This window comes from Spirosoma terrae (assembly GCF_010435915.1).
Taxonomy (GTDB): Bacteria; Bacteroidota; Bacteroidia; order Cytophagales; family Spirosomataceae; genus Spirosoma; species Spirosoma terrae.
The window spans coordinates 569,952-593,152 of the sequence record NZ_JAAFZH010000002.1; the positions used below are offsets into that span (position 1 = coordinate 569,952).

A 23,201-nucleotide genomic window follows, 5' to 3' on the forward strand; every position below is an offset into this window, starting at 1 on the left:
GAACACCAACTATGTCGAAAAACTTAGTCATTGTGGAGTCGCCAGCGAAAGCGAAAACCATTGAAGGCTACCTGGGTAAAGATTTTACGGTGAAATCCAGTTTCGGTCATGTGCGCGATTTGCCTAAAGATGGGCTGGCCGTAGATGTCACGAATGGCTTTCGGCCGTCTTACGAGATTTCGCCCGATAAAAAGAAATTAGTGAGTGAACTGAAGTCGCTGGCTAAGTCTGCCGAAGAAGTATGGCTGGCTACTGATGATGACCGCGAAGGGGAAGCTATTTCGTGGCATTTGAAGGAAGCATTGGGCCTGCGCGATAATACCAAACGTATTGTTTTCCGCGAAATCACCAAGAATGCGATTCAGAACGCCATCAAGACGCCACGAACCATTGACGTTGATTTAGTCAATGCGCAGCAGGCCCGGCGCGTACTGGATCGTTTGGTTGGCTACGAATTGTCGCCGGTGCTCTGGCGCAAAATCAAAGGTGGTAGCACGGGACTGTCGGCTGGGCGGGTACAATCGGTAGCCTTGCGGCTGGTGGTTGAGCGTGAACGCGAAATCGACAAGCACCAGTCGAAATCGTCGTTTAAAGTTACGGCTCAGTTCATTGTGGATGGAAGCAAGGTGCTGAACGCGGAGTTGCCCAAGAATTTTCCGTCGGCGGGCGACGCTCGTGCCTTTCTGGAAGCCTGCATTGGCGCTACGTTCACGATTAAAAATCTTGAAGTAAAACCCGCCAAAAAATCGCCTGCACCACCTTTTACGACTTCAACACTGCAACAGGAAGCATCGCGTAAGCTGAGCTTCTCGGTTGATCGCACCATGCGTCTTGCGCAGAACCTGTACGAAGCTGGTAAAATATCGTACATGCGGACTGACTCGACTAATCTGTCGCAGGAGGCTATTGAGAAGGCTAAAGCAGAAATTGAGACGGAATTTGGCCCTCAATACGTACAAACCCGTCAATTTAAGACCAAAAACGAATCGGCTCAGGAAGCACACGAAGCCATTCGGCCCACCAATTTCAATGACCGTAATGCTGGTGCCGACCGGGATCAGAAACGGTTGTACGAATTGATCTGGAAACGGTCGATAGCGTCGCAAATGGCCGATGCTCAGCTCGAACGTACCACCGTTACGATTGGCATCCGGTTTGCGAACGGAGCAACCACAACGGTTCAGGCCAATGTGGATGATAGCCCATTCGTTGATACACCAAAAGCGCAGTCGCAGAATTTTCCCAATGAGCTGGTAGCCCAGGGGGAAGTCATCAAATTTGATGGTTTTCTGCGGGTCTATCTCGAATCGAAAGACGATGAAGACGACGAAGATGCCAAAGGAATGCTGCCCCCGCTGACTATCGGCCAGACACTGAATCTGGGGCAGATGAAAGCCACGGAGAAGTTTTCGCGTCCGCAACCACGGTATGCAGAAGCATCGCTGGTGAAAAAGCTGGAAGAAATGGGCATTGGTCGTCCGTCGACCTATGCGCCAACGATTTCTACGATCATCAACCGGGGCTACGTCATCAAGCAGGATAAACCCGGTCAGGAACGCAAGTACCAGGAGTTTACCCTGCAGCAGAATCAGATCAAGGAAACCAGTGGCAAAGAAACCTTTGGCTCCGAAAAGGCCAAGCTCTTTCCTACTAATACGGGAATTGTTGTCAATGATTTCCTGGTCGAATATTTCCCTGACATCGTTGACTACCAGTTCACCGCAACGGTTGAAAAAGAATTCGACGAGATTGCTGATGGACGAATGAACTGGCAGAAAATGCTGGAAGGGTTCTACGGGGATTTTCATAAAAACATCGAGGAAATTCAGGGCGCATCGGGCGTAGCCTTCAAAACGGGTGAACGCGTCCTGGGTGCTGATCCCGCTTCGGGCAAACCGGTGTCAGCACGCTTGGGCCGTTACGGTGCTTACGTGCAGATTGGGGAAGCCAGCGACGAAGAAAAACCTCGGTTTGCCAACCTCCGCGATGGACAGCTGATTGAAACCATTACGTTGCAGGAGGCTCTCGATTTGTTTGCGTTGCCTCGTGAGATTGGGTTCTTTGAAGACAAACCGATGACGATTGGTATCGGTAAGTTTGGCCCCTACGTGAAGCACGACGACAAATACGTATCGCTTACGCGTGAAGATGATCCGTATTCGATTGATGCCGAACGGGCCGTTGCCTTGATTCAGGCAAAACGGGCCGAGTCGGTAGGGGAAACCCTGGGTGAGTTTGAAGGCAAACCGGTTACTACTGGTAAAGGACGATTTGGCCCGTATGTCAAGTTTGAAGATAAATACGTGTCGTTACCCCGGAACGAATCGCTGACAGGGCTTACGCTGGAACGGGCCATTGAGCTGATTCTGGCCAAACGGCAACAGGAAGCCAATAAATACATCAAAGAGTTCCCGGAAAATCCGGCAGTGAAGGTTGTTAACGGTCAATATGGTCCTTATCTGGCCATTGGGAAACGTAACGTCAAAATCCCCAAAGATGTTGATCCAGCTACGTTGACGCTGGAAGATTGCCTGCGACTGGCTGGCGACGATCCGGCAGCTGCGAAAACTCCGGCGAAAAAAGCTGCGGCCAAAACCACGACTGCAGCGGCCAAGAAGCCAGCCGCCAAAAAAGCGGACAGCGCAACTAAAAAGCCCGCATCGAAGAAATAAAAAAGAATCCCGCAGCGAGTCCGTTGCGGGATTCTTTTTTTGTAAAGAACTGGCCAGTACGTTGATACGTCAACTATGGACTTTATTAATATGGGAATCCCTATATAAAGTTTTCAGGCCGGTCAGCCTTTCCTCTTTGACAAACCGAGCCGCCGGGCGGTTCAAAACTTTGTCAAAGAGGAAACACAGAGAACTTGTCTGTGCGGAGAAGTAGTGCTCTGTACGCTCCGCGTGGTTATGGCTCATAGACGAATGATATATGGATGGATCGCTTACCTATCGATTGGCGACGGAGAATGATTTGATCGATATTATTAATTTACTGGCCGATGATACGTTGGGCTCCCAGAGGGAAACATTAGAACTGCCGCTGCCAGAAAGCTATCGCAGGGCGTTTGCAGCTATCGCCAGTGACCTCAATCAGGAATTGACAGTAGCTGAGTTGAACGGCGACATAGTGGGAACGTTTCAGCTATCCTTTATTCAATACCTGACGCATTAGGGAAGCCGTAGAGCACAAATAGAAGCTGTGCGGGTTCGTTCATCGTATCGAGGGCAGGGCATAGGTACCAGCATGTTTAGGTATGCGATAAGCCGGGCAAAAGAAAAAGGTTGTTCCATACTTCAATTGACAACCGATAAAAAGCGACCTCAGGCCCTTCTATTTTATGAGTCACTGGGTTTTGTCGCCACACACGAAGGGATGAAACGTAAGCTGTAGTGGAGGATAGTCAGTGAATATGTTGGGTATTTGGTTGTCCCCGACATCATCCTGCTGTCTGAGCCGTAGGCTAAGTTGTAACTACCCAATTAGCCACTGGAGTGGTTCCGACAGCAGGATGATGTCGGAGACAACCTATTGATACACCCACTTGTTCAGGCCGTTGATCTGTCGACTGCCAGTGCCTGGGAGATATGCGCTCCGGTGCTGTCCATATTGTCGGAACAGACCCTAAAAATGGCGCAATTAGCCCGTATCCATTCTGGCTCATTCTGTTACTTTTGTAAAGAAGGTGTTGCGTTCAGCACCTACGTAACGAAGCATCTTTTTAACAATAAAATAGCAAAAAGATGCTTCGTTGACCAATACGTTCACCTTTACAAACCGTGTAAACAGCAAAAATGGTAACACTAAATCCTTATTTAAACTTTAACGGCAATTGCGAGGAGGCCTTCAATTTTTACAAGTCCGTTTTTGGGGGCGAGTTCGATTCATTTTCCCGCTTCAACGATGGTCCCAATAATCCGCCGGTCTCGGAAAGTGAAGCGAATAAAGTCCTGAATGTTGCCTTACCGATAAGCCCAGGCAATGTATTGATGGGCAGCGATGTTCCCGATTCGTTTGGTAAAGCAACATTCGGCGACAATAACCACATTTCCATCACGACGGATAGTGAAGAAGAGGCTGACAAGCTGTTCAATGGACTTTCTGATGGGGGAGAAGTGATGATGCCGCTGGAGAAAACGTTCTGGGGAGCGTATTTCGGTATGTTTGCCGATAAGTTTGGTATTCGCTGGATGGTGAGCTACAACTACAATTCCTGATCATGTCGTCAATGTATTACGTTGTTAGCTTAATCGTGAGAATATGAGAAAGTTAAAATTGCAGATGCAGATAACGCTGGATGGTTTTGTGGCAGGATCGAATGGCGAAATGGATTGGTTGGTGTGGAACTGGGACGAGGAGTTACAGCAATACGTAGGCGCCCTTACCGAATCGGTCGACGATATTTTGTTAGGTCGCGTGCTGGCTGAGGGGTTTATACCCACCTGGAAAGCCAGAGCCGACAATCCGGAAACGGCCGATGCCGCTGCGCACACATTTGTGAACCTCCCCAAACATGTTTTTTCAAAGACATTAATTACCAGTGAGTGGGAAAATGCGAGCGTGATCAATGGCGATTTGGTAGCAGAAGTAGAACGCCTGAAAGGGCAGCCCGGCCGCGATTTAATCGTTTATGGTGGAGCTTCGTTTGTGTCGGATCTGATTAAGCATAATCTGATCGACGATTACTATTTGTTTGTGAACCCCGTAGCTATCGGAAAAGGAATGCCCATATTCGCATCACTCGACCATAAGGCGAATCTGACATTGGTAGAAGGAAAGACGTTTTCCTGCGGTATTATTGGCTTACATTATCAGCCGAAGCACGACTAGTATAGAACGACGGCTTAATTTCACTATTCAAACGACCTTTCGACCGGAAGGTCGTTTGTTTTACGGCCTTTGCAAATTCATCGTTATTTTGCCGTCTGAACTATACGTAACGCATGAAATATCTTCTGTTTTGTCTTTTCTTACTATCAAATTCATTAATTGCTCAAACCGAAAACCAATATAATCTGATTCCATTTCCGGCCCGGTTTGCGGGTCAGGAAGGTCAGTTTACGCTCAATTCTACTACGCGCATTGTTGTTGCACCAGCCAGCGATGCCAGCGTTAAATCGGTGGCTCAAACGTTTGCAGGTCAGGTGAAAGCAGCTAATGGGTTATCGTTAGCCGTAGCACCCACCAGTGCGGCTCTGGCAAAAGGGCCACACATTTTTCTGTCGCTGAATAAAAAACTAACCCTGGGCGACGAAGGCTACAAACTAACCGTTACGCCCGGAAAAGTAATGGCCGAAGCATCGACAGCCAAAGGTTTGTTCTATGCCGCCCAGACCATGCGCCAGTTATTGCCGGTTGGGCAATCGGCCACCGTAACGATGCCCGCCTGTGCGATCACCGACAAACCCCGTTATGGCTATCGGGGGCTGCATCTTGACGTATCGCGCCATTTTATGCCGGTGTCGTTCGTGAAGAAGTTTATTGATCTGATGGCCATGCACAAGCAGAATACGTTCCATTGGCATCTGACCGACGATCAGGGATGGCGTATCGAAATCAAAAAGTATCCGAAACTGACCCAAATTGGCAGCAAGCGGGCTGAGTCGATTGTGGGCCAATACTACCAGAATTATCCGCAACAGTTTGATGGGAAACCCGTCAGCGGTTTTTACACACAAAATGACATTAAAGACGTAGTGCGCTACGCCCAAAGCCGCTACGTAACGATTATTCCTGAAATTGAAATGCCGGGTCATGCTCAGGCAGCTTTAGCGGCTTATCCGGAACTGGGCTGCGAACCCGGCAAAAACTACCAGGTTTTTACCCAATGGGGTGTTTCGGACGATGTGTTCTGTCCCTCCGAGAAAACGTTTTCGTTCCTGCAGGACGTATTGACCGAAGTGATGACGCTCTTCCCCAGCAAATACATCCACATCGGGGGCGACGAATGTCCTAAGACGGCCTGGAAAAAAAGTGCGTTTTGTCAGGAGCTAATCAAGAAAAATAACCTGAAAGATGAGCATGGGCTGCAAAGCTATTTCATCCGCCGGATGGAGAAATTCCTGAACAGTAAAGGCCGCTCAATTATTGGCTGGGACGAAATTCTGGAAGGCGGGCTGGCACCAAATGCCACCGTAATGAGCTGGCGTGGCACAGAAGGCGGCATTGCGGCTGCCCGACAAAAACATAATGTCATTATGACGCCCGGCGAATTTTGCTATCTGGATCATTACCAGGGTAACCCGGTTACTGAACCACTCGCTATTGGTGGTTATCTGCCTATCGATCAGGTGTATGCCTATGAGCCTATGCCAGCTGAATTGAGCGCTGCCGAGCAAAAGTATATCCTGGGCGTACAAGGCAACATCTGGACTGAATATTTGCCCACGACCGAACTGGTAGAATACATGGCGTATCCCAGAGCCATTGCCTTGGCCGAAATAGGCTGGATGCAGACGGGGCCTCACAATTTTGAAGACTTTGCCCAGCGGTTGAAAAATCATTTACCCCGATTAGGTCAGGTGCCGGTCAACTACGCCAAACGTCTGTTCGACATTACGGCTAGTACACAGTCAAATGATCAGGGGCAACTACAGGTCGTGCTTAAAAAGATTGATTCGGATAGCCGGATTTTTTACACGCTTAATGGCAAGGAGCCGAACGAACGTAGTACCGAATACATTGGGCCCATTACGTTGACGAAGACAGCCACAGTCCGTGCCATGACTCCCAGCGGAGGTCGCCTGACGCAAACGTTCACGCTGCATAAAGGCAAGAATAAATCCTACACCTATGCTATTCCGCTGGAAAACAAGAGCGATCAGGATGGTAAAAAATTAACCGATGGCGTTCGTGGAGAAACCCCGCGCGATCGTCGTCAGTGGGTTAATTTCTTCGGCGATATGGATGTACTGGTTGATCTGGGCGACGTAACGAGCGTAACGAAAGTATCGCTGAACTTCCTGAAAGTTATTCTGGAAAAGAACTTTCCGCCGACTTCTGTCGATATTGCTTTATCGAAAGATGGCGTGGATTTTAAGGAGGCCATTGCCCAGCCCATTCAGTATGAGTTGAATGGCCCCTGGGATATTTTACCGGTCGTGGCCGACTTCAAAACAGCAAGGGCGCGTTACGTTCGGATTCGGGCGAAGAACGTTGGCGCGTGTCCGGCAGGGCATCCGAACGCGGGCGAAAAAACCTGGTTTTCAATCGACGAAATTGTTGTAGAGTAAACGTAGGACTTGGGGAGACGTAGCATTCTCCCCAAGTCCTATGCAAAACCTAAAGAGCATGGAAGCACGTAAGAAACTAGTTGTGCTATCGGGAGCAGGCATCAGTGCTGAGAGTGGTATCCCAACGTTTCGGGCATCGGATGGACTCTGGGAAAACCACCGAATCGAGGATGTGGCTACGCCGGAAGCCTGGCAACGTAATCCTGAGCTGGTACAGGATTTTTACAACCAGCGCAGAAAGCAGGCTCTCAGTGTCCAGCCAAATGCCGGACACCTGGCCTTGGTAAAACTGGAGGATTATTTTGACGTGACGGTCATTACCCAGAATGTCGATAATCTTCACGAAAAAGCGGGTTCGTCCAACGTGGTTCATCTGCACGGCGAATTGTTTAAATCACGTAGTACCAAATACCCCAATCTGGTGTATGACATCGAAGGTTGGGAGTTGAAAACAGGCGATCTTTGCGAAAACGGAAGCCAGCTCCGGCCCCATATTGTCTGGTTCGGCGAGGCTGTGCCGATGATGGACATAGCGACCGATATTACGAATGAGGCCGATATTTTTATTGTGGTTGGTACGTCGCTGAATGTCTATCCGGCTGCGGGCCTGGTGTATGCTGTTCGGAAGGGCGTTCCCATCTATGTAGTGGACCCTAATAGTCCGGACGTTCAGGGGCGATCGAACGTAACATACATCGTAGAGCCCGCCACAACCGGTCTGACTAAGCTAGCCGATCAATTGATTGCCGGTTTGTAGGTCAAGTGGGGTTTGCAATTCTTGCGTGTGTATAGTGTCAGCTACATTTCCCAAACCAGGTTCGTGTAGTAGAAACCTGCAACAGCTGGCCCGCCGATAAACGTGTAATAAGGTTTATTGAACAAGTTGGTACCTCCCACCTTTACCAAAACCCCTGGCGTAGGAAGCCGGTAACTGATCTGCCCATCCAGGGTATTGATCGCCGGTACGTTACCCGTGGCTAATTCTGACTGCCACAAAAAGGAACTCTGATACTTATAATTGACCGAAAAGCCCAGGCCATTCCACAGGTTCCCGTTCGACAGGTTCAGATTGGTAATCCATTGGGACGTATTGAAAGCGCTTTCTAACCCATCGCCATTTTCGGCCCGGTCTAGTCTGGCAAATGAGGCATTTCCGCCAATTGACCAGTTCGTTGTCAGACTGTAACGAAGCCCCAGGCTGGCTCCGTAATTGAATACCTTTGATTGTGAGTTCGTCCAGAGCCGATAGCGATCCTGCGTGTTCGCTGATGAAAAATAATACGCCAATGAGTCGGGATTTGAGCCCTTGGCCAAGTTCGCATTCACCTGAGCAATGAAATTTTTATAGGTCATGTAATAGGAATCCACATCCACAAAAAGCCGCTGACCAGCAAACAGCCCCTTATAACCGATTTCAAAACTATTGACCTGTTCCGGCTTCAGGTAGGTATAGGGGCTTTTTTTGAGCAACCCTTTATTTTTCTGGATTGCCTGACTGGTGGTTAGCCCATTTGTGTTTACATCGGCGGTAATCGCCGTTTGGAAAGCGTTAATAGAGGTGACCAGATAGGCGTTCTCGTAAATCCCGCTCGACATGATCGGTAATCCACCCACCCGCTTTACGCCCCCTGAGTTGATATTCGTAAAGCCTTCGAATAAGGAAGGAAATCGATACCCATTTTGATAGGAGACCCGTATGTTGTGATTATCCACGGGTGAATACACCATGGATAACCGGGGGTTTAACCGGGGAGCAAAATAGGAGTTTTTATCGAGCCGCAGCGAGCCTGCTACTTTTAACTTCGTATCAAAAAACGTTCGGGTAACCTGAATAAAGCCACCCATTTTGCCATACACTAAATCCTGATCGGGCTCGGTTGGATTGATGAAATAATTGCCATCGGGAAATACGACGTAGCGACGAAAATCGAACCCGGCCTGGATCGTCAGACCGGTCTGCTCCCGAAATCGTTTCCAGAGCACCCGTGTGGGTTCCACCTCCCCCTCTACATGATACATCCAGGATTGTACCTGTAAAGCCGCGCCAATGTCCCAGTTGTTAATAGCACGAAGTTTGGCAATCAACTCATTAAAGGCTGGTGTTCCTGGAACGGGCCTTCCCTGATCGGCAACCGCTCGGGCATTTCTGAGCGCGTTGGGAACGGCAATACCCGTCTGTGTCTCCTTGTTGAACTGGCTGGTGAAGTCCGAAAACCATTGATTGTCGGTTTTAAACGATCGGTCGATGTTTTCAGCCATAGATCGGATATTATAGGAATCTCCCGTGTTTTCGCTGCTTCGATAGGCCCGAACCTGGATGGACGGTGTCGTCAGCGTCAGGCTATGCTGATCAAGTCTGTACTTGTCGAGCCGGAAGCGGTTAGTACGTTGGTAGGCATTATTTAACGTAGCGCCCTGGTAGGTGTAGGCCAGTTCAACGGTTGGCGAAAACCGATAATGCAGCGATACATCGCCCCGCAGATTCCGCAAGCCGTAGTCAGTAGCATCCGCTTCGTAATAACCGGTTCGACCAATACTATAGCGTTTTCCTCCCAGCGTAAGCGTTCGCCGATTGGCCGCTTCGTTACCATAGCCGTTGACCGGGTCGTAAGCGGGATTATCCGCGCCAAACAAATTGAGCGACGCGTTGCCATTCGGATTCAAATCGTCCCGATTCCCTGCTACCCAGTCGTAGCCTGACTGATACACCAGATTCACTTTAAAACCAAATCGATCGCTGATCCGACGGGCATATCGGATACTTGTTTCTGAAAATAGCTTGGCGGGAACGGCGGCATCCCCGACATGGTTTATGCCCGTTTTCTGCCCGATACTCAATCCTTGCGAGTCGAACGGATTGCGAGTCAGAATGTTCACTAACCCATTCAGTGCATTCATACCATAGAGTGCCGAAGCAACACCTGGCACGAGTTCAACCTGCTGAATATCCAGGTCAGAAGGGGCTAAGGCACTGCCAATGGGTGCGCCAATATGGGGTGCCTGATTATCACGTCCGTCCACGAGCTGAACAAACCGAACGTTGGTGGTGGCGGCAAAGCCACGCGTATTATAGACTTTAAAGCCCAGACTAGACGTGAGCAGCTGAACGCCTTTCAGGTTTTCAATAGCATCAAAGTAAGATGGCTGCGCTGATAACCGAATCCGTCGGGCGTCGAGAATTTCTATACTCACCGGCGAACGTAGCACCGATTCGGCCACGCGAGAAGCTGACACAACGATCTCGGTCAATCGTATCGAACGTAGTGAATCGGCCTTAGGCAGGCTGTCTGTTGGTGTTGTAGCGGTCGATAAAATCGTCAGGAGTAAAGCTGTGTGCAACATGCCGGAAGACCAGTAGAGTAACGCGGTTGGAATAGGCGTTATTTTCGGGTAAATATAACGATGCGTACTGAAAACACGATACAGTGACCAGGTGCTTTTACCAATTTTTGAACGACGTTGAGGTCGAGTGAGACAACCTGACCAACATTTCGGCATAAATCAGGTTCAACAGAAATACTCAACGTTTGTGTTTTTATGGAATCGACGGCTAGTCTGGCAGAAAAGACGTTGGACGCTCATGACCGACTGAATGCTGTTTATGGCATCCAGACTATTTACGGACGAACTGATCCGATGCATGAATTGATCGGCACTATTTTGTCGCATCGGACCACGCACGCTAATGAAGTGACGGCCTACCGAACCATGCGAGAGCGTTTTCCTACCTGGGAAAATGTTCGGGATGCACCATTAGCTGAACTTATTGATGCGATCAAAACGGCCAACTATCCGGAGGTTAAAGCGCCCTATATTCAGAACGTGCTGGCGCATCTGATTCAGGAAACAGGAGCCGCCAACGTTGATTTTCTGGCTGATCTGTCCACGGAAGACGCCATGCAGTGGCTGACTAACTTGCCGGGTATTGGTTTGAAAACTGCTACGTTACTGCTGCTATTTAACTTTAGAAAACCAGTCTTACCCGTCGATACGCACGTACATCGGGTAACGCAACGAGTTGGCTTGATTGGACCAAAGGTGAGTGCCGAAAAAGCCCATTCCATTTTGCTGAGCTATCTGCCCAAAGACGCAACCGTTCTCTTCAACTTTCATAAACATTTCTACTGGCATGGGCAACGGGTGTGCACGTGGTATGATCCAAAATGCAGCGAGTGCGCATTGCGGGATATGTGTGCTTATTATCAGTCGGGTTGTCGGATGAGTCTAAGCAGTACACCTACCCGCAAAAAATAAAGCACTCGCCGTTTGAGTGCTTTAAAGTTATACCAATATGTGGTTACCGATCAGCTCCTTGGCCCGTATTTCTGCTCATGAAATGCTTTCGATTGGCTGACCCAGTTATCGCGTTCAATCCTGCCGGGAAAGAATTCAATAATTTCGTTCACCTTATCGATGTCTTCTTTGGTGAAATTAGCGATCTGTCGGAATGTATAAATGCCCAGGCTATGAAGCTTACGTTCCAGAAATGGTCCAACGCCCACAATGTCCTTTAAATCATCGGCATCTGCAGCAACTGCTCTGCCGATTCGATCGAAGTTGAGTTCGTCGGCTCGGGCTGCAATACGACTTAATATAGCTGCTTCTGAATTACTGTATGCTGGCATGATGGGCGTCGGAGCAGGAGCGGGGTTGACCGGGTTTTCCGTAATCAGTTCGGGTGTATCATCCTGTGAAAGAGCCGGTAATAGCGGGTCCGCGTGCACAAACGCGGGGATGGCTTCGGGTGTAATAGGGGGAGTAGGCTGAGGCTCTATTCCGGCAGCCTTGGCTCGGCGACAGTCGGCCAGTTCGGCTTCCTTAGCGGCAATGTCGTTACGTAAGGCGCTGATACGGCCACTTAGAACTAATCGGCCCAAAAGCCAGCCAATGAAAGCAATAACGGACAATATGAGAAGGATTTCGGCAACAGCTACCGGGCGACTAAAGGGGTCTAATCCAAACATAATTGGTGTAAGGTTAAGGTGATACGTTCTGGGTTGATGGCCTTCCGCAACCAGAACTTATTTTTTCTTCGCTAATTCAGCGGCCTGCCCAACCCAGTTGTCGCGCTCAATCCGGCCGGGAAAAAACTCAATGATATCGTTCACCAGGTCAATGTCTTCTTTATTGAAATTGGCTATTTGCTGGAACGTATAAATGCCCGCAGCGTGGAGTTTTTTCTCAAGGAATGGGCCAACCCCGACAATAACTTTAAGGTCGTCGGCTTCCGCCAGCGATGCATAGCCAATTCGGTTGAAGGCAAGTACACTGGCGCGGGTACGAATCCGACTGAGCACAGCTTCTTCGTCATTACCGGCTCTGACCAATGGTTGGCGCAGGCAATCGTCCACTTCCCGCTGCGAACTGGCCAGATCACCCTCTAATTGTCGAACCAGCCGTTGCCGGGAAGTATATCCAATAATGAAGCCTAAAACTAACGTAACAGCCCCCATAAGCAGGTGCTGAAACTGGGCTTCGGGTAGGTTAAGCGGGTTTAATTCAAACATGGTTTCTGAGTTTTTTCAGTTCGCCGTCTGGAGTTATACTTACTGCACGACTACCGATACGCGTCGGTTCGCTTTTCGGCCTGATATGGTGCTATTGTCGGCTTTCGGCTGACTTTCTCCTTTGGCTTCTACAACAATCTGGTCGGCACTGATACCCGCTTGTCGCAGTTTGGCCTTCACATCGTTAGCCCGGTCGCGCGAGAGCCGTAGATTGACATCGTCCGGCCCTGAACTATCCGTGTGCCCAGTCAGTCTGAGTTTTTTGTCTTTATGCTCCTTCAGATACGTGGTTGCTTCATCGAAGAATTTTTTTGTTTCTGGCGTCTTAATGTAATTGGCTTCGCTCAGCGGGAAATACAGATCAATTGGCTCAAAAACGGATTTGAATTTTTCGGCAGCCGCCAGATCCGCTTCGGTGGTTGGGGCGGTGAGCGTAATGGGGGCAGGCGTAGTGGCTACGGCAGACGTAGAGGTCGCCGATTCGGTGGTCGGCGTTGTTAGTTCGGTGCCGCTGAAGGTAAAATCAAGTCCTCCTTTAATCGAGTCACCCTGTGCTACAAAGGGTAAATTGCGTTCGGTGCCGGTAGTCGTCAATGACGTAGCAGGAATCCCTTGTTGCACTAAATACTGCTTAATTCCTTCGGCGCGGGCCAGGCCCAGGTTGGTAAAGGAACTGGTATTCGATTCAGAAGCAGCATAGTAGCCAATGATTTCCAGCTTTCGGTTTGGATTGGCCTTCAGATAGGTAACCAGTGATTCCAGCGAGCCGCCCAGCGTATTCATGTTCGCATTACTGCCTGATTTGGCGAAGCTGAAATTGCCGGGTAAATCGAGTCGAAATAAATTCCCGTCCGCTATCGTATAGCCATCCGCACCGGGGGGCGTTGTTTCTATTGGTGGTTCTGGGGAAATCGTTTCGGCTGATGGGGGGGCATCATTGGCACAGAGTTGTTTTATTTTACAGACATGCCACCAGGTTGAGCCAATCATCCATAAAACCAGAAGAACAATCCAGGGAGTTTTGTTGGCAAACATAGGGTAAAGGTTAAGCCCAAAACACGTTAATCAAGTAGACGTACCAACCGAAATCGTAGCCGGTCGATTCGCCAAAAATACAAGTCTGTTACGTAAATGCAAGATAATCAGCCGGGCAGGCTTTAGATGCTGCTACGTTACGTATCAAAATACGTTTGATTGGCAGATTCTATACCGCATAAGACTGGTTGCTGGCTATTCCTGCCAGTTGCAGTGCCCCAACGGGTACGGCATCTTCGCCCAGCTTCGCTAGTAAAACCAGGGGAGCAGGCTGGAATGTTTTCATCACAAAGCGGGGCAGAGCCTGCCGAACAGCCGCCCGTAATGGCTCGCCGATTAGTGATAATCCTCCCCCCAGCACAATGGCATCCGGGTGAAACAGATGAACAACATGGGATAACCCTAGAGCGACTACTGAGCCAATTTGCTCGATCAACATTTTAGCAACCGGATCGCTGGCTTCGTAGGCTGGGTGAAGAAAGCGGGCTTCGCCACCCACTTTTCCCGCTGCATGCGCCTGCTCCACCAGCAACCGTAACGTCGAATCGGCGGGAAGCTGTGGCAGTAAGTCCCGGATTTGTTTATCGACGGCCCAGCCCGAAATAGTCTGCTCGATGGTTTGCCCCGGCGAACCGGACGCATCGGGTGGAATAAGCCACAAATGGCCAATTTCGGCTTCTCCTGGCATTGCCCCGTGGAATAGCTGCCCGTTTTGTACCAGGCCACCACCAACGCCACTGCCCAGTGTTACGTAGAACACAGTATCGAAACTGGTTGCAACACCCCGACGAGCTTCGCCCAGTGCTGCTACATTAGCGTCGTTCTCAAGGCTAATAACGGCCGTTGGCATACGTTCCTGAAGCCAGCCCGCCAGATCAAAGCCAGACCATCCGCCAATCTGATGAGACGTAGCAATACGTCCATGTCGCCAATCGACCGGGCCGCCGAACCCTACGCCAATAGCGTTGGGCTGTTCGGTCAGTTGGGAAAGCGTTGACTCAATTTGTGCCAGAATACCCGAGGCCCCAAGATCGGGGTTTACGGAATACCGGAAGCGTTGGTTAATGTTACCTGATTCGTCGCTGGTGACTAATTGTAGCTTGGTACCACCGATTTCAATGCCAAGATTCATGACTGTTGGGTCGCGTTTAGGATAGGGGAGACCGGTTCTTTACGATCTCCCGGATGATTTCATCGTAGCGCGACCGAGAAAAATCTCATCGCCTTTGAGTGAAATAGTTGTGTAAAAAGTATAGCCGTTCTGAACGTAACGCATCATTACCTGCGTATTTTGATTGGGCCGGGCATACGCTTTCGTAGCAGCTACCAGAATCTGGTTGCCATTGACAATGGCCCGAACAAACGGTAAATCGCGGGTTTTGATTTGGTTGGCATTGTAGGCCACCCAGGTTTTGCCACCATCATACGAGCATTCGGTGGCTTCGTTCAGATACGTTTCTTTGCCATTGAACAAATCGCCATGATGCTTAAATAAGCGCCACATCCCATGAATATAATGTTCGTAGCAGGCATAATTTCGATCATTCCCCAATCCTTTCTGTTGAGGATCATTCGGCGAAGGCTGATCGGGCGTAAGCTGATTATGATCGTCCCAGAATAGCACCCCATAGGCACCGGTAAACCAATAAAAAATGCTGATTCCTTCGGCTACAGCGGGAGGGGCCGGGTGCTCGGCTTTGCCACTTTTCGGGAAGTCGGCACTTTGCGTATTAAATGTCCAGTGCCAGGCGATCCGTTTTTTGGACGATAGCTTCCGGTTCACTTCCTGCTCGGCCAGTAAAGAAGCCAGCCAATGCCGGTCTGCGTCGCTGGTATGTTGAGCCGAGTAATCAAAGTCTGGGTACAGGTAGTACGTACCGGGCATCTGGAAGTCTACGTAATCGGAAAACGATTTGCCCAGAATGTCGTCGGGCATTCCCCGTTGCTTACTGGTCGCGGTATGCTTGGCTGGCATATTCCAGAGCCAGTCGGGCCTGACAGTATAATGTTCAGCTTTCGAGTTACCAAAGCTATTATGAGGTACCGGCGCAATAGAGCCAATTTCGGTTTGGGGGCTTACGTTGGCTTTAATCGTTTTGGCCATAAACGTATATAAATTGGCCTGCTCCTGTTGATTCCCGGCGCTGGTTCCTTCATTTTCAATATCCAGAAACAGTTTTCCGAACGTGCTCTTCCAGCCATCGCCCGAGCAGTCGCCGAAGCCATAACAGCCGCCCGCCAGGTCTGATGAAGCCTGAAATAACGTATTGCGCATGGTTCGGGCATTAGCGGGCGGGCGATACGTAACGTCTTTGGCCAGCTCGCTATTTCGTGCCCAGCCTAGCCCGAAGGAGTTGGCAAAATAATCCTGGTAGATAATGAGCGACCGCTGGCTGGGACGTAGCGTGCTTTTCCAGCCTTTGGGTTGATCGCCATCGACCCATATTTCTACGTTGGGCACCATCCGTGTTTGCTCGATGGCCGAAAAGCCACGCCGGAAAAGCTTGGTGCGGTCCTGCTGAACATGCAGGTTACGGCCAGCTCCACAAAATGTAACGGTTTTAGTGGCTGGCAACGTGAAATCATCCACTACATCAATGTTATAGAAGCCTTTACGGGTAGTGGGTGTAAATCGGGATCGGGGCGTAGGGGTCAGTGCCGTTGACGTGGGTAACGGACCTTGTAACTCAATGGCGACGGGTTCCGGTAGTTTTTGCGGAATCGAATGCCAGATACCCAGACCTGTCAGGCTTACCCCTAGCAGGGAGGCAGCTATTTTCATAGTAGACTTCACGGTTGATCTTGATGGAATGCTGCTCATAGCGATACGTATCACCGTGAACAGGTTGTACCGCTATGAACGAAAAAGAAACGACTATTCGTCAATGTACCGCCGGGTAATTGGCTGGTATGAGTCGATGCGCCGATCACGGAAGTACGGCCAGGTAGTACGGTATTTGTCCGATAGGCCTAAATCAACCTCCTGTACGTGAATAGTTTCCTGGTCGTGAGGAGCCAGGTATAAAAGAGAGCCAAACGGATTGGAAACGAACGACCCGCCCCAGAACTGCTGGTCGGCTTCGCGTCCGACACGGTTCACCGAAACAACATGGACCCCGTTGGCAATGGCATGGCTACGCTGAATCGTTTGCCAGGCGTTATATTGCTCTGTATTCTGGGCCGCATCGGGTTCGTTGGTATCCCAGCCGATTGCGGTTGGATAAAACAGGATTTCGGCTCCCATCAGCGACGTAATACGGGCTGCCTCCGGATACCATTGATCCCAGCAGATCAGCACGCCAATCCGGGCAAATTTGGTATCGAAGACTTTGTAGCCAAGATCGCCCGGCGTGAAATAGAACTTTTCGTAATAACCAGGATCGTCGGGAATGTGCATCTTGCGATACTTGCCCAGATACGTACCGTCGGCATCCAGTACGGCCGTCGTGTTGTGGTATAACCCCTGCGCCCGCTTTTCGAACAGCGAGGCAATAATAACAACGCCCAGTTCACCAGCCAGTTCCCCTAAGCGCTCAGTGGTAGGGCCCGGAATGGATTCGGCCAGGCTGAAGTTGTGATGATCTTCTACATCGCAGAAATACAGCGATGTGAACAGCTCCTGCAGACAAACAATCTGAGCGCCTTTCTGAGCCGCTTCCCGAATGCCACTAATTGCTTTCTGAACGTTGGCCTCGACATCTGCCGAACAACTCATCTGCACTAAACCAATATTTACTTTTTTCGACATAGCAATTGACATAAAACCCATTTGACACCCGATTCCTTTACTGCTTTCTTAAGTGTCAAACGGCGGATCTATCTGTTGTAGATGGAATTGACAAGGATGCCTTTTGCGCGCAAAAATAGATTATTCGCAATTGACAGCATCTAAGGCAACAAAACTCTTATCGGGTGGGTTCGGCATAAAATTGGAGTTTACAAGCGAATAGTCTTAGTTTGAGACGCCAATAGTCAATTCATAAACTCGTTAACCATGACTTCTCGTCGATCTTTTTTACATGCAGTTGCTCTGACCGGAGCGGCAACAGCCATTACGCCAAACTCCCTTTGGGCGGCTACCCGACCCGCTAAAGACAAACTAGGGGTGGCGCTGGTTGGATTGGGCTATTACAGCACCGATTTGCTGGCTCCTGCGCTTCAGAAAACCAAAAACTGTTACCTGGCTGGTATCGTGACCGGAACGCCCGAAAAGGCCGAAAAATGGAAAAAGCAATACAACATTCCTGACAAGAACATCTACACGTACCAGACGTTCGATCAGATTGCCAACAACCCGGATATCGACGTAGTGTATGTTGTTTTACCCCCATCGATGCACGAAGAATATGTAGTGCGAGCCGCTAAAGCCGGTAAACATGTCTGGTGCGAAAAACCGATGGCCATTACGGTCAAAGAATGCCAGAATATGATCGATGCCTGCTCGAAAAATAAAGTATCGCTGGCTATTGGTTATCGACTGCAGCATGAACCCAATACGCAGGAATGGCGGAAAGGGTTACGGGATGGGAAAATCGGCAAAATTCAGATGGTTACCTGTTCCGCCGGTTATAACGATAACCGAACTACGCACTGGAAGCAGAAAAAGGAAATGGGTGGTGGCGTAATGTACGATATGGGCGTTTACGTAGTGCAGGGAGCCCGGCTGGCCGTTGGCGAAGAGCCGATTGCGGTAACTGCTCAACAATTCACGGCTCGCCCGGAGATATACAAGAACGGGCTGGACGAAACAACGCTGGCTCAACTGATTTTTCCGGGTGGCGCCCGAGCCGCTATCCAGACTAGTTTTGGAATGAACATGAATTATCTGGACGTAGTGGGTAACAAAGGAACGCTACGGATGGAACCCTATTCGGCTTATAATGGGCAGAAAGGGTATTGGAGCAACGGTGGTAAAATCGAACATCCGTATGAAGTGCCTTCTCAGCAGGCTATGCAGATGGACGACGATGCCGCTGCCATTATGAGCAAAAAACCAATGATGGTGCCGGGAGAAGAAGGACTGCGGGATATTAAAGTGGTAGAAGCCATCTATCAGGCGGCACGTAGCGGCAAAGAAGTAAAAATCAGCTGAAAAAAATGGGCTTCGGTTATAAATAGCTGAAGCCCATAACTAATCTGTTTCGTAGGGGTTTAGTGGGCATTGTATTTTAGTTGTATTGTATTGATGTTTGGGTTGTTTTATATAAAGTCGATTGGTATGGTTGTGAGAGCAGGGAGTTTTTGTTTATTTCGCTTGTCAACCCCATATGTGTATGCAACCCTCCGACTTTACCGAACTTCCAGCCCAGCAGCAACTCGATACGCTCTACTTTGCTGGTGATATTCTTGCTAATCGGTACGAGGGCGATAATATTTTTCTGCTTTACAATCTCCGCGACTTCTACGTTGAGTTGCGTTACGATGCCTACAATAATCAACTGCATCAGGTGACGGCTTTTCGGAGTACCGACAAACTGGAGCCCTATCTGCCATACCTGGCGTAATACGCTTTACTTATTGTCCTTACGGAAATCTTGAGTGCTACAGGTGAAGTTGTCCTAGACAGCAGGATGCTGTCTAGGACAAACTAATCATTGAATACAAATAGGATCTATAGAAGTTTTGGTTGTATTGAGCGTATAAGGGTGGATAATATATGAATAATTTCTTATTTGTTGGGCCGATGCAATAAATAAGTGCAGAAAAAAAACGATAGTATTTGGAAATGAGCATTATTGTGCCGTCCTTCGCCTAAATTTTAATAAACAATGCAAACAGGAACAGTAAAATTCTTTAATGAAACCAAAGGGTTTGGTTTCATTGTACCCGATGGTGGTGGTGAAGACATCTTTGTACATGCTTCTGGCCTCATCGATCAAATCCGTGAAAACGACAAAGTGAAATTCAACGTCGAACGCGGTAAGAAAGGCTTAAACGCCGTGAATGTCGAAATAGCTTAATTGTAAGATATAAAGACACCCGTAGTAAAAACATGCCATATGGCATGTTTTTTTTTGCCCTATCAGTTTGTAGGCCCATTTTTGCAGGTAGATTATTTTAGTTAATTGCATGTCTCAACCCGCATCAAATCCCTCCGGACGGAGCATCGTAGCGGCTTCTTCGCAGGAAAGCTCTGTTGAACAGAGGCTTGCCCGGCAACTTGGTTTGCAGGCTCGCTCAATAGCTGCTACTATTGACCTTCTTACTGGCGGAGCTACCGTTCCGTTTATTGCCCGATATCGAAAAGAAGCAACCGGCCAACTCGACGAAATTCAGATTGGCCAGATCAAAGAAGCCCACCAGAAGTTACTGGAACTGGATAAGCGCCGGGAGGCTATCATAAAATCAATCGACGAACAGGGAAAGTTAACCAGCGATCTGCGTCGGAAACTAGACGCGACCGATTCGATTACGGAGCTGGAAGATTTATACCTGCCCTATAAACAAAAACGGAAAACCAGAGCGTCCGTAGCGATCGAACGAGGGCTCGAACCGTTGGCTAATCTGATCATGCTGCAACGGGAGGCCAATCTTGAACGAACGGCTCAACGCTACGTAACAGACGCAGTTCCTGGCATTGATGAGGCTCTGCAGGGCGCCCGCGACATTTTGGCTGAACGTATCAGCGAGGATGCGGATGCTCGTCAGCGGATTCGTAACCTCTTCGAACGGGAAGCGATTATTCGTTCTGTCGTAAAAAAAGGTAAAGCCGAAGAAGGTATCAAGTATAAGGATTACTACGATTTTGCGGAACCGCTACGTCGGGTTCCGTCGCATCGATTGCTGGCCATCCGTCGGGGAGAGGCTGAAGGATTTCTGAATGTTAGTATCGGCCCCGACGAAGAAGCTGCCATTGAACGCCTGGAGCGACAATTTGTGGTTCGGTATTCAAGTGCTGCCGATTGTATGGACCAGGTAGCGTTAGCCGTTCGGGACGGGTATAAACGATTGCTAAAGCCTTCTATCGAAACCGAGTTCGACAATCTGTCGAAAACCAAAGCCGACGCCGAAGCAATTAAAATCTTTGCCGACAACCTGCGTCAGCTTTTGTTAAGTCCGCCTTTAGGACCGCAGCGGGTGCTGGCTATCGATCCTGGCTATCGGACGGGGTGTAAAACCGTATGCCTGGATGCGCAGGGTAATTTGCTGGCCGATGCGGTTTTGTACCTGTTTCAGTCGGAAGCGCAGAAGCAACAGGCCATACAGATCGTTCAAAAGCTGGTGGTGAACCATGCCATTGAAGCCATTGCCATTGGGAACGGAACGGCGGGTCGCGAAACAGAAGAGTTTATACAGAGCCTGCAATTAGGCAAGCCAATTTTTATGGTCAGTGAGCAGGGAGCATCGGTGTACTCTGCATCGGAAGTAGCCCGTGAGGAATTTCCTGATCGTGACGTTACGGTACGAGGAGCGGTAAGTATTGGCCGGCGCCTGATGGACCCGTTAGCCGAACTGGTTAAGATTGACCCTAAATCAATCGGCGTGGGGCAGTATCAGCACGATGTCGACCAAAGCGATTTGAAAAGCAGCCTGGATACGGTGGTTGAAAGTTGCGTTAATCAGGTTGGTGTGTCGCTGAACACCGCCAGTGCCTACCTGTTACGTTACGTATCGGGGTTAGGGCCTCAGCTGGCCGGGAATATCGTTACGTATCGAGCCCAGAATGGCCCCTTCACTTCGCGGGATCAGCTGAAAAAAGTACCAAGGCTGGGACCAAAAGCATTTGAACAGTGTGCTGGCTTCCTCCGGATTGAAGGAGCAAAGAACCCGCTCGACAATAGCGCTGTGCACCCCGAACGATACGCGGTTGTTGAACAGATGGCCTCCGATATAAAAAGCTCGGTAATTGATCTGGTTCGAAAGGCAGAACTACGTCAGCAGGTCAAGCCAGAGCGATACGTAACGGATGCGGTGGGTTTGCCCACGCTACGTGATATTCTGAACGAACTCGAAAAGCCCGGCCGGGACCCGCGCGAACAGTTATCTGTATTCGAATACGACGACCGTATTCGTTCGGTTGATGACTTGCACGAGGGTATGGTGCTGAATGGCGTCGTGACAAATATCACTGCCTTTGGGGCTTTTGTCGATATTGGCGTAAAACAGGATGGTCTCGTACACGTTTCGCAGATGGCCAATCACTACGTATCGGACCCTAAAACGGTCGTTAAAGTGTACCAGAAAGTAAGAGTTAAAGTGTTGGAGGTCGATAAGTCGCGCAAACGAATTGCGTTATCTATGAAAATTTAATAGTTTGCATTAGTCAGTCGGAGCGGCACAGATGCGTTTGCCCAAACTGACTAGTGAAACCCTAATCCCATCCGTATGCGTCAATGCTGGTTGCGGGGCTTATGGCGTCCCGTTCTTCTGAGCACTTGCCTGCTTTCACTACTTACCTCCTGCGAGGTACTACGTTCCTCCGGGCCTTCTCATTCGGTTAGCCGCCGTTCTGGTTCGTCGGGCTCGGTGGCTCGCCGTACGTCAACTGGAAAAACGCCTAATCGGCCACCAGCCGTACCCGCCAAGTCGGCCGGTCGAGTGGTAGATTCGCGTACGTACGAAAATCAGTACGTACCGGAGGTGGTTAAAATTGCCAGAACCTATACTGGTACGCCTTACCGATCGGGCGGTAACACAACCACTGGTATCGACTGTTCGGGTCTGGTGTATGCCGTTTTCAATACGGTAGGACTACGTATGCCCCGCATATCGTGGCAGCAATCGGAGGTCGGTCGCGAAGTGGAGGTAACTGATATTTTACCAGGCGATCTGATTTTCTTCGTTCCCGATAAAGGGCAGGCGGGTTATGTGTCGCACACTGGTATCGTAACGGAGGTACACGGATCGAACAATATTCGATTTATACATGCGTCTTCGTCGCGTGGTGTTCGGGAGGATAATCTGTTTGCGGATTATTTTAAGGGGCGATTTGTGAAAGCCTTGCGCCCTTTTTAGAGCTATCGCACGAGTTATAACCAAAACGAAGAAGCCGCTTTCAAAAGCGGCTTCTTCGTTTTACTACCTATGTTCGTTGACGATTAGACGACTAACTGAGGGCTTTCAATGAGTTCTTCCCAATACGTACGATCTCTGTTTTTAAGCTTCATTTCTAAACTTAATGCCTCATTACGAGTAGCAAATGGACGGGTGAATTTAACTTCCCAGGGTTTGCCATCGGCCGTAACGGGGTTTGTTTTAGCGTTATGTTGCCACAACGTAATTTTCAGATCTTTCGTCTGACCAATAAAGTACTGATCGGTCGAGGGGCTGTAAATAATATAAACGGTATGCATACGATGTCGTAGACTATTATCAAAACTACGTAATAGTTAACACAAAACAAACATAGTTTTAGGCAACGTAGCTGCAGAAAGAATGACTTAAAATTTTTTCTGATTGCGTTTTGGCTAATCTGATTTTTTGTTCA

21 protein-coding genes are annotated in these 23,201 nt (G+C 49.3%); 13 read left to right on the forward strand and 8 right to left on the reverse strand.

The window, feature by feature from the left end; genetic code table 11:
- Positions 1-11: 11 nt before the first annotated feature.
- The 7 genes from topA (at position 12) to GK108_RS07400 (ending at position 7,989) form a co-directional block, all read left to right on the forward strand.
- The gene (topA, locus tag GK108_RS07375; protein ID WP_163945093.1) at positions 12-2,672 is read left to right on the forward strand and encodes a type I DNA topoisomerase; all 2,661 of its coding nucleotides are present in this window, start codon (positions 12-14) and stop codon (positions 2,670-2,672) included.
- Positions 2,673-2,931: 259 nt separating this feature from the next.
- Positions 2,932-3,174, forward strand: coding sequence for a hypothetical protein (locus GK108_RS31220; protein WP_246224742.1), 243 nt, complete (start codon positions 2,932-2,934; stop codon positions 3,172-3,174).
- An 18-nt stretch (positions 3,175-3,192) separates the two neighbouring features.
- On the forward strand, positions 3,193-3,393 hold the full coding sequence (locus GK108_RS31225) for a GNAT family N-acetyltransferase (protein WP_317166497.1): 201 nt from the start codon (positions 3,193-3,195) through the stop codon (positions 3,391-3,393).
- A gap of 401 nt (positions 3,394-3,794) precedes the next feature.
- Positions 3,795-4,217 (forward strand): VOC family protein, encoded by a 423-nt coding sequence (locus tag GK108_RS07385; RefSeq protein WP_163945095.1) that lies wholly within the window; start codon positions 3,795-3,797, stop codon positions 4,215-4,217.
- Between the two features lie 43 nt (positions 4,218-4,260).
- Entirely contained in the window at positions 4,261-4,830 is a 570-nt protein-coding gene (locus tag GK108_RS07390; RefSeq protein ID WP_163945098.1) for a dihydrofolate reductase family protein, read from the forward strand.
- Positions 4,831-4,943: 113 nt separating this feature from the next.
- Positions 4,944-7,232 carry a glycoside hydrolase family 20 protein gene (locus tag GK108_RS07395; RefSeq protein ID WP_163945101.1) on the forward strand — a complete coding sequence of 763 codons (2,289 nt, stop codon included), beginning with the start codon at positions 4,944-4,946 and terminating at the stop codon, positions 7,230-7,232.
- A gap of 58 nt (positions 7,233-7,290) precedes the next feature.
- Complete coding sequence (locus GK108_RS07400) at positions 7,291-7,989, forward strand: SIR2 family NAD-dependent protein deacylase (RefSeq protein ID WP_163945500.1); 699 nt, start codon at positions 7,291-7,293, stop codon at positions 7,987-7,989.
- 41 nt (positions 7,990-8,030) lie between these two features.
- Here GK108_RS07400 and GK108_RS07405 read toward each other — a convergent pair whose 3' ends face one another.
- Positions 8,031-10,574 carry a TonB-dependent receptor gene (locus tag GK108_RS07405; RefSeq protein ID WP_163945104.1) on the reverse strand — a complete coding sequence of 848 codons (2,544 nt, stop codon included), beginning with the start codon at positions 10,572-10,574 and terminating at the stop codon, positions 8,031-8,033.
- A 195-nt stretch (positions 10,575-10,769) separates the two neighbouring features.
- Between GK108_RS07405 and GK108_RS07410 the strand changes: the two genes are divergently transcribed.
- Positions 10,770-11,486: an endonuclease III domain-containing protein gene (locus GK108_RS07410; RefSeq protein WP_163945107.1), complete on the forward strand. Its 717-nt coding sequence runs from the start codon at positions 10,770-10,772 to the stop codon at positions 11,484-11,486.
- Positions 11,487-11,536: 50 nt separating this feature from the next.
- Here the strand turns inward: GK108_RS07410 and GK108_RS07415 are convergent, their stop codons facing one another.
- From GK108_RS07415 to GK108_RS07440, 6 genes are all read right to left on the reverse strand, one after another.
- A complete protein-coding gene (locus tag GK108_RS07415; protein ID WP_163945110.1) occupies positions 11,537-12,196 on the reverse strand; it encodes a hypothetical protein in 660 nt (219 codons plus the stop codon).
- Positions 12,197-12,253: 57 nt separating this feature from the next.
- Positions 12,254-12,739 (reverse strand): hypothetical protein, encoded by a 486-nt coding sequence (locus GK108_RS07420; RefSeq protein ID WP_163945114.1) that lies wholly within the window; start codon positions 12,737-12,739, stop codon positions 12,254-12,256.
- Positions 12,740-12,778: 39 nt separating this feature from the next.
- Positions 12,779-13,774 (reverse strand): OmpA family protein, encoded by a 996-nt coding sequence (locus GK108_RS07425; RefSeq protein ID WP_163945118.1) that lies wholly within the window; start codon positions 13,772-13,774, stop codon positions 12,779-12,781.
- 169 nt (positions 13,775-13,943) lie between these two features.
- Positions 13,944-14,906 carry an ROK family protein gene (locus GK108_RS07430; RefSeq protein WP_163945121.1) on the reverse strand — a complete coding sequence of 321 codons (963 nt, stop codon included), beginning with the start codon at positions 14,904-14,906 and terminating at the stop codon, positions 13,944-13,946.
- 39 nt (positions 14,907-14,945) lie between these two features.
- The gene (locus GK108_RS07435; protein ID WP_163945125.1) at positions 14,946-16,556 is read right to left on the reverse strand and encodes a hypothetical protein; all 1,611 of its coding nucleotides are present in this window, start codon (positions 16,554-16,556) and stop codon (positions 14,946-14,948) included.
- A 93-nt stretch (positions 16,557-16,649) separates the two neighbouring features.
- A complete protein-coding gene (locus GK108_RS07440; protein WP_163945128.1) occupies positions 16,650-17,522 on the reverse strand; it encodes a carbon-nitrogen hydrolase in 873 nt (290 codons plus the stop codon).
- 246 nt (positions 17,523-17,768) lie between these two features.
- On the opposite strand from GK108_RS07440, the gene GK108_RS07445 reads away from it, so the two are divergent.
- From GK108_RS07445 to GK108_RS07465, 5 genes are all read left to right on the forward strand, one after another.
- Positions 17,769-18,866, forward strand: coding sequence for a Gfo/Idh/MocA family protein (locus GK108_RS07445; protein ID WP_163945131.1), 1,098 nt, complete (start codon positions 17,769-17,771; stop codon positions 18,864-18,866).
- A gap of 181 nt (positions 18,867-19,047) precedes the next feature.
- Entirely contained in the window at positions 19,048-19,278 is a 231-nt protein-coding gene (locus GK108_RS07450; protein WP_163945134.1) for a hypothetical protein, read from the forward strand.
- 264 nt (positions 19,279-19,542) lie between these two features.
- Positions 19,543-19,734 (forward strand): cold-shock protein, encoded by a 192-nt coding sequence (locus GK108_RS07455; RefSeq protein ID WP_163945137.1) that lies wholly within the window; start codon positions 19,543-19,545, stop codon positions 19,732-19,734.
- A gap of 109 nt (positions 19,735-19,843) precedes the next feature.
- Complete coding sequence (locus tag GK108_RS07460; RefSeq protein ID WP_163945140.1) at positions 19,844-22,024, forward strand: Tex family protein; 2,181 nt, start codon at positions 19,844-19,846, stop codon at positions 22,022-22,024.
- Between the two features lie 75 nt (positions 22,025-22,099).
- Complete coding sequence (locus tag GK108_RS07465) at positions 22,100-22,729, forward strand: C40 family peptidase (RefSeq protein WP_163945144.1); 630 nt, start codon at positions 22,100-22,102, stop codon at positions 22,727-22,729.
- An 83-nt stretch (positions 22,730-22,812) separates the two neighbouring features.
- Here the strand turns inward: GK108_RS07465 and GK108_RS07470 are convergent, their stop codons facing one another.
- Positions 22,813-23,067, reverse strand: a complete 255-nt coding sequence (locus tag GK108_RS07470; RefSeq protein WP_163945146.1) for a GIY-YIG nuclease family protein — start codon at positions 23,065-23,067, stop codon at positions 22,813-22,815.
- Between the last annotated feature and the right edge of the window lie 134 nt (positions 23,068-23,201).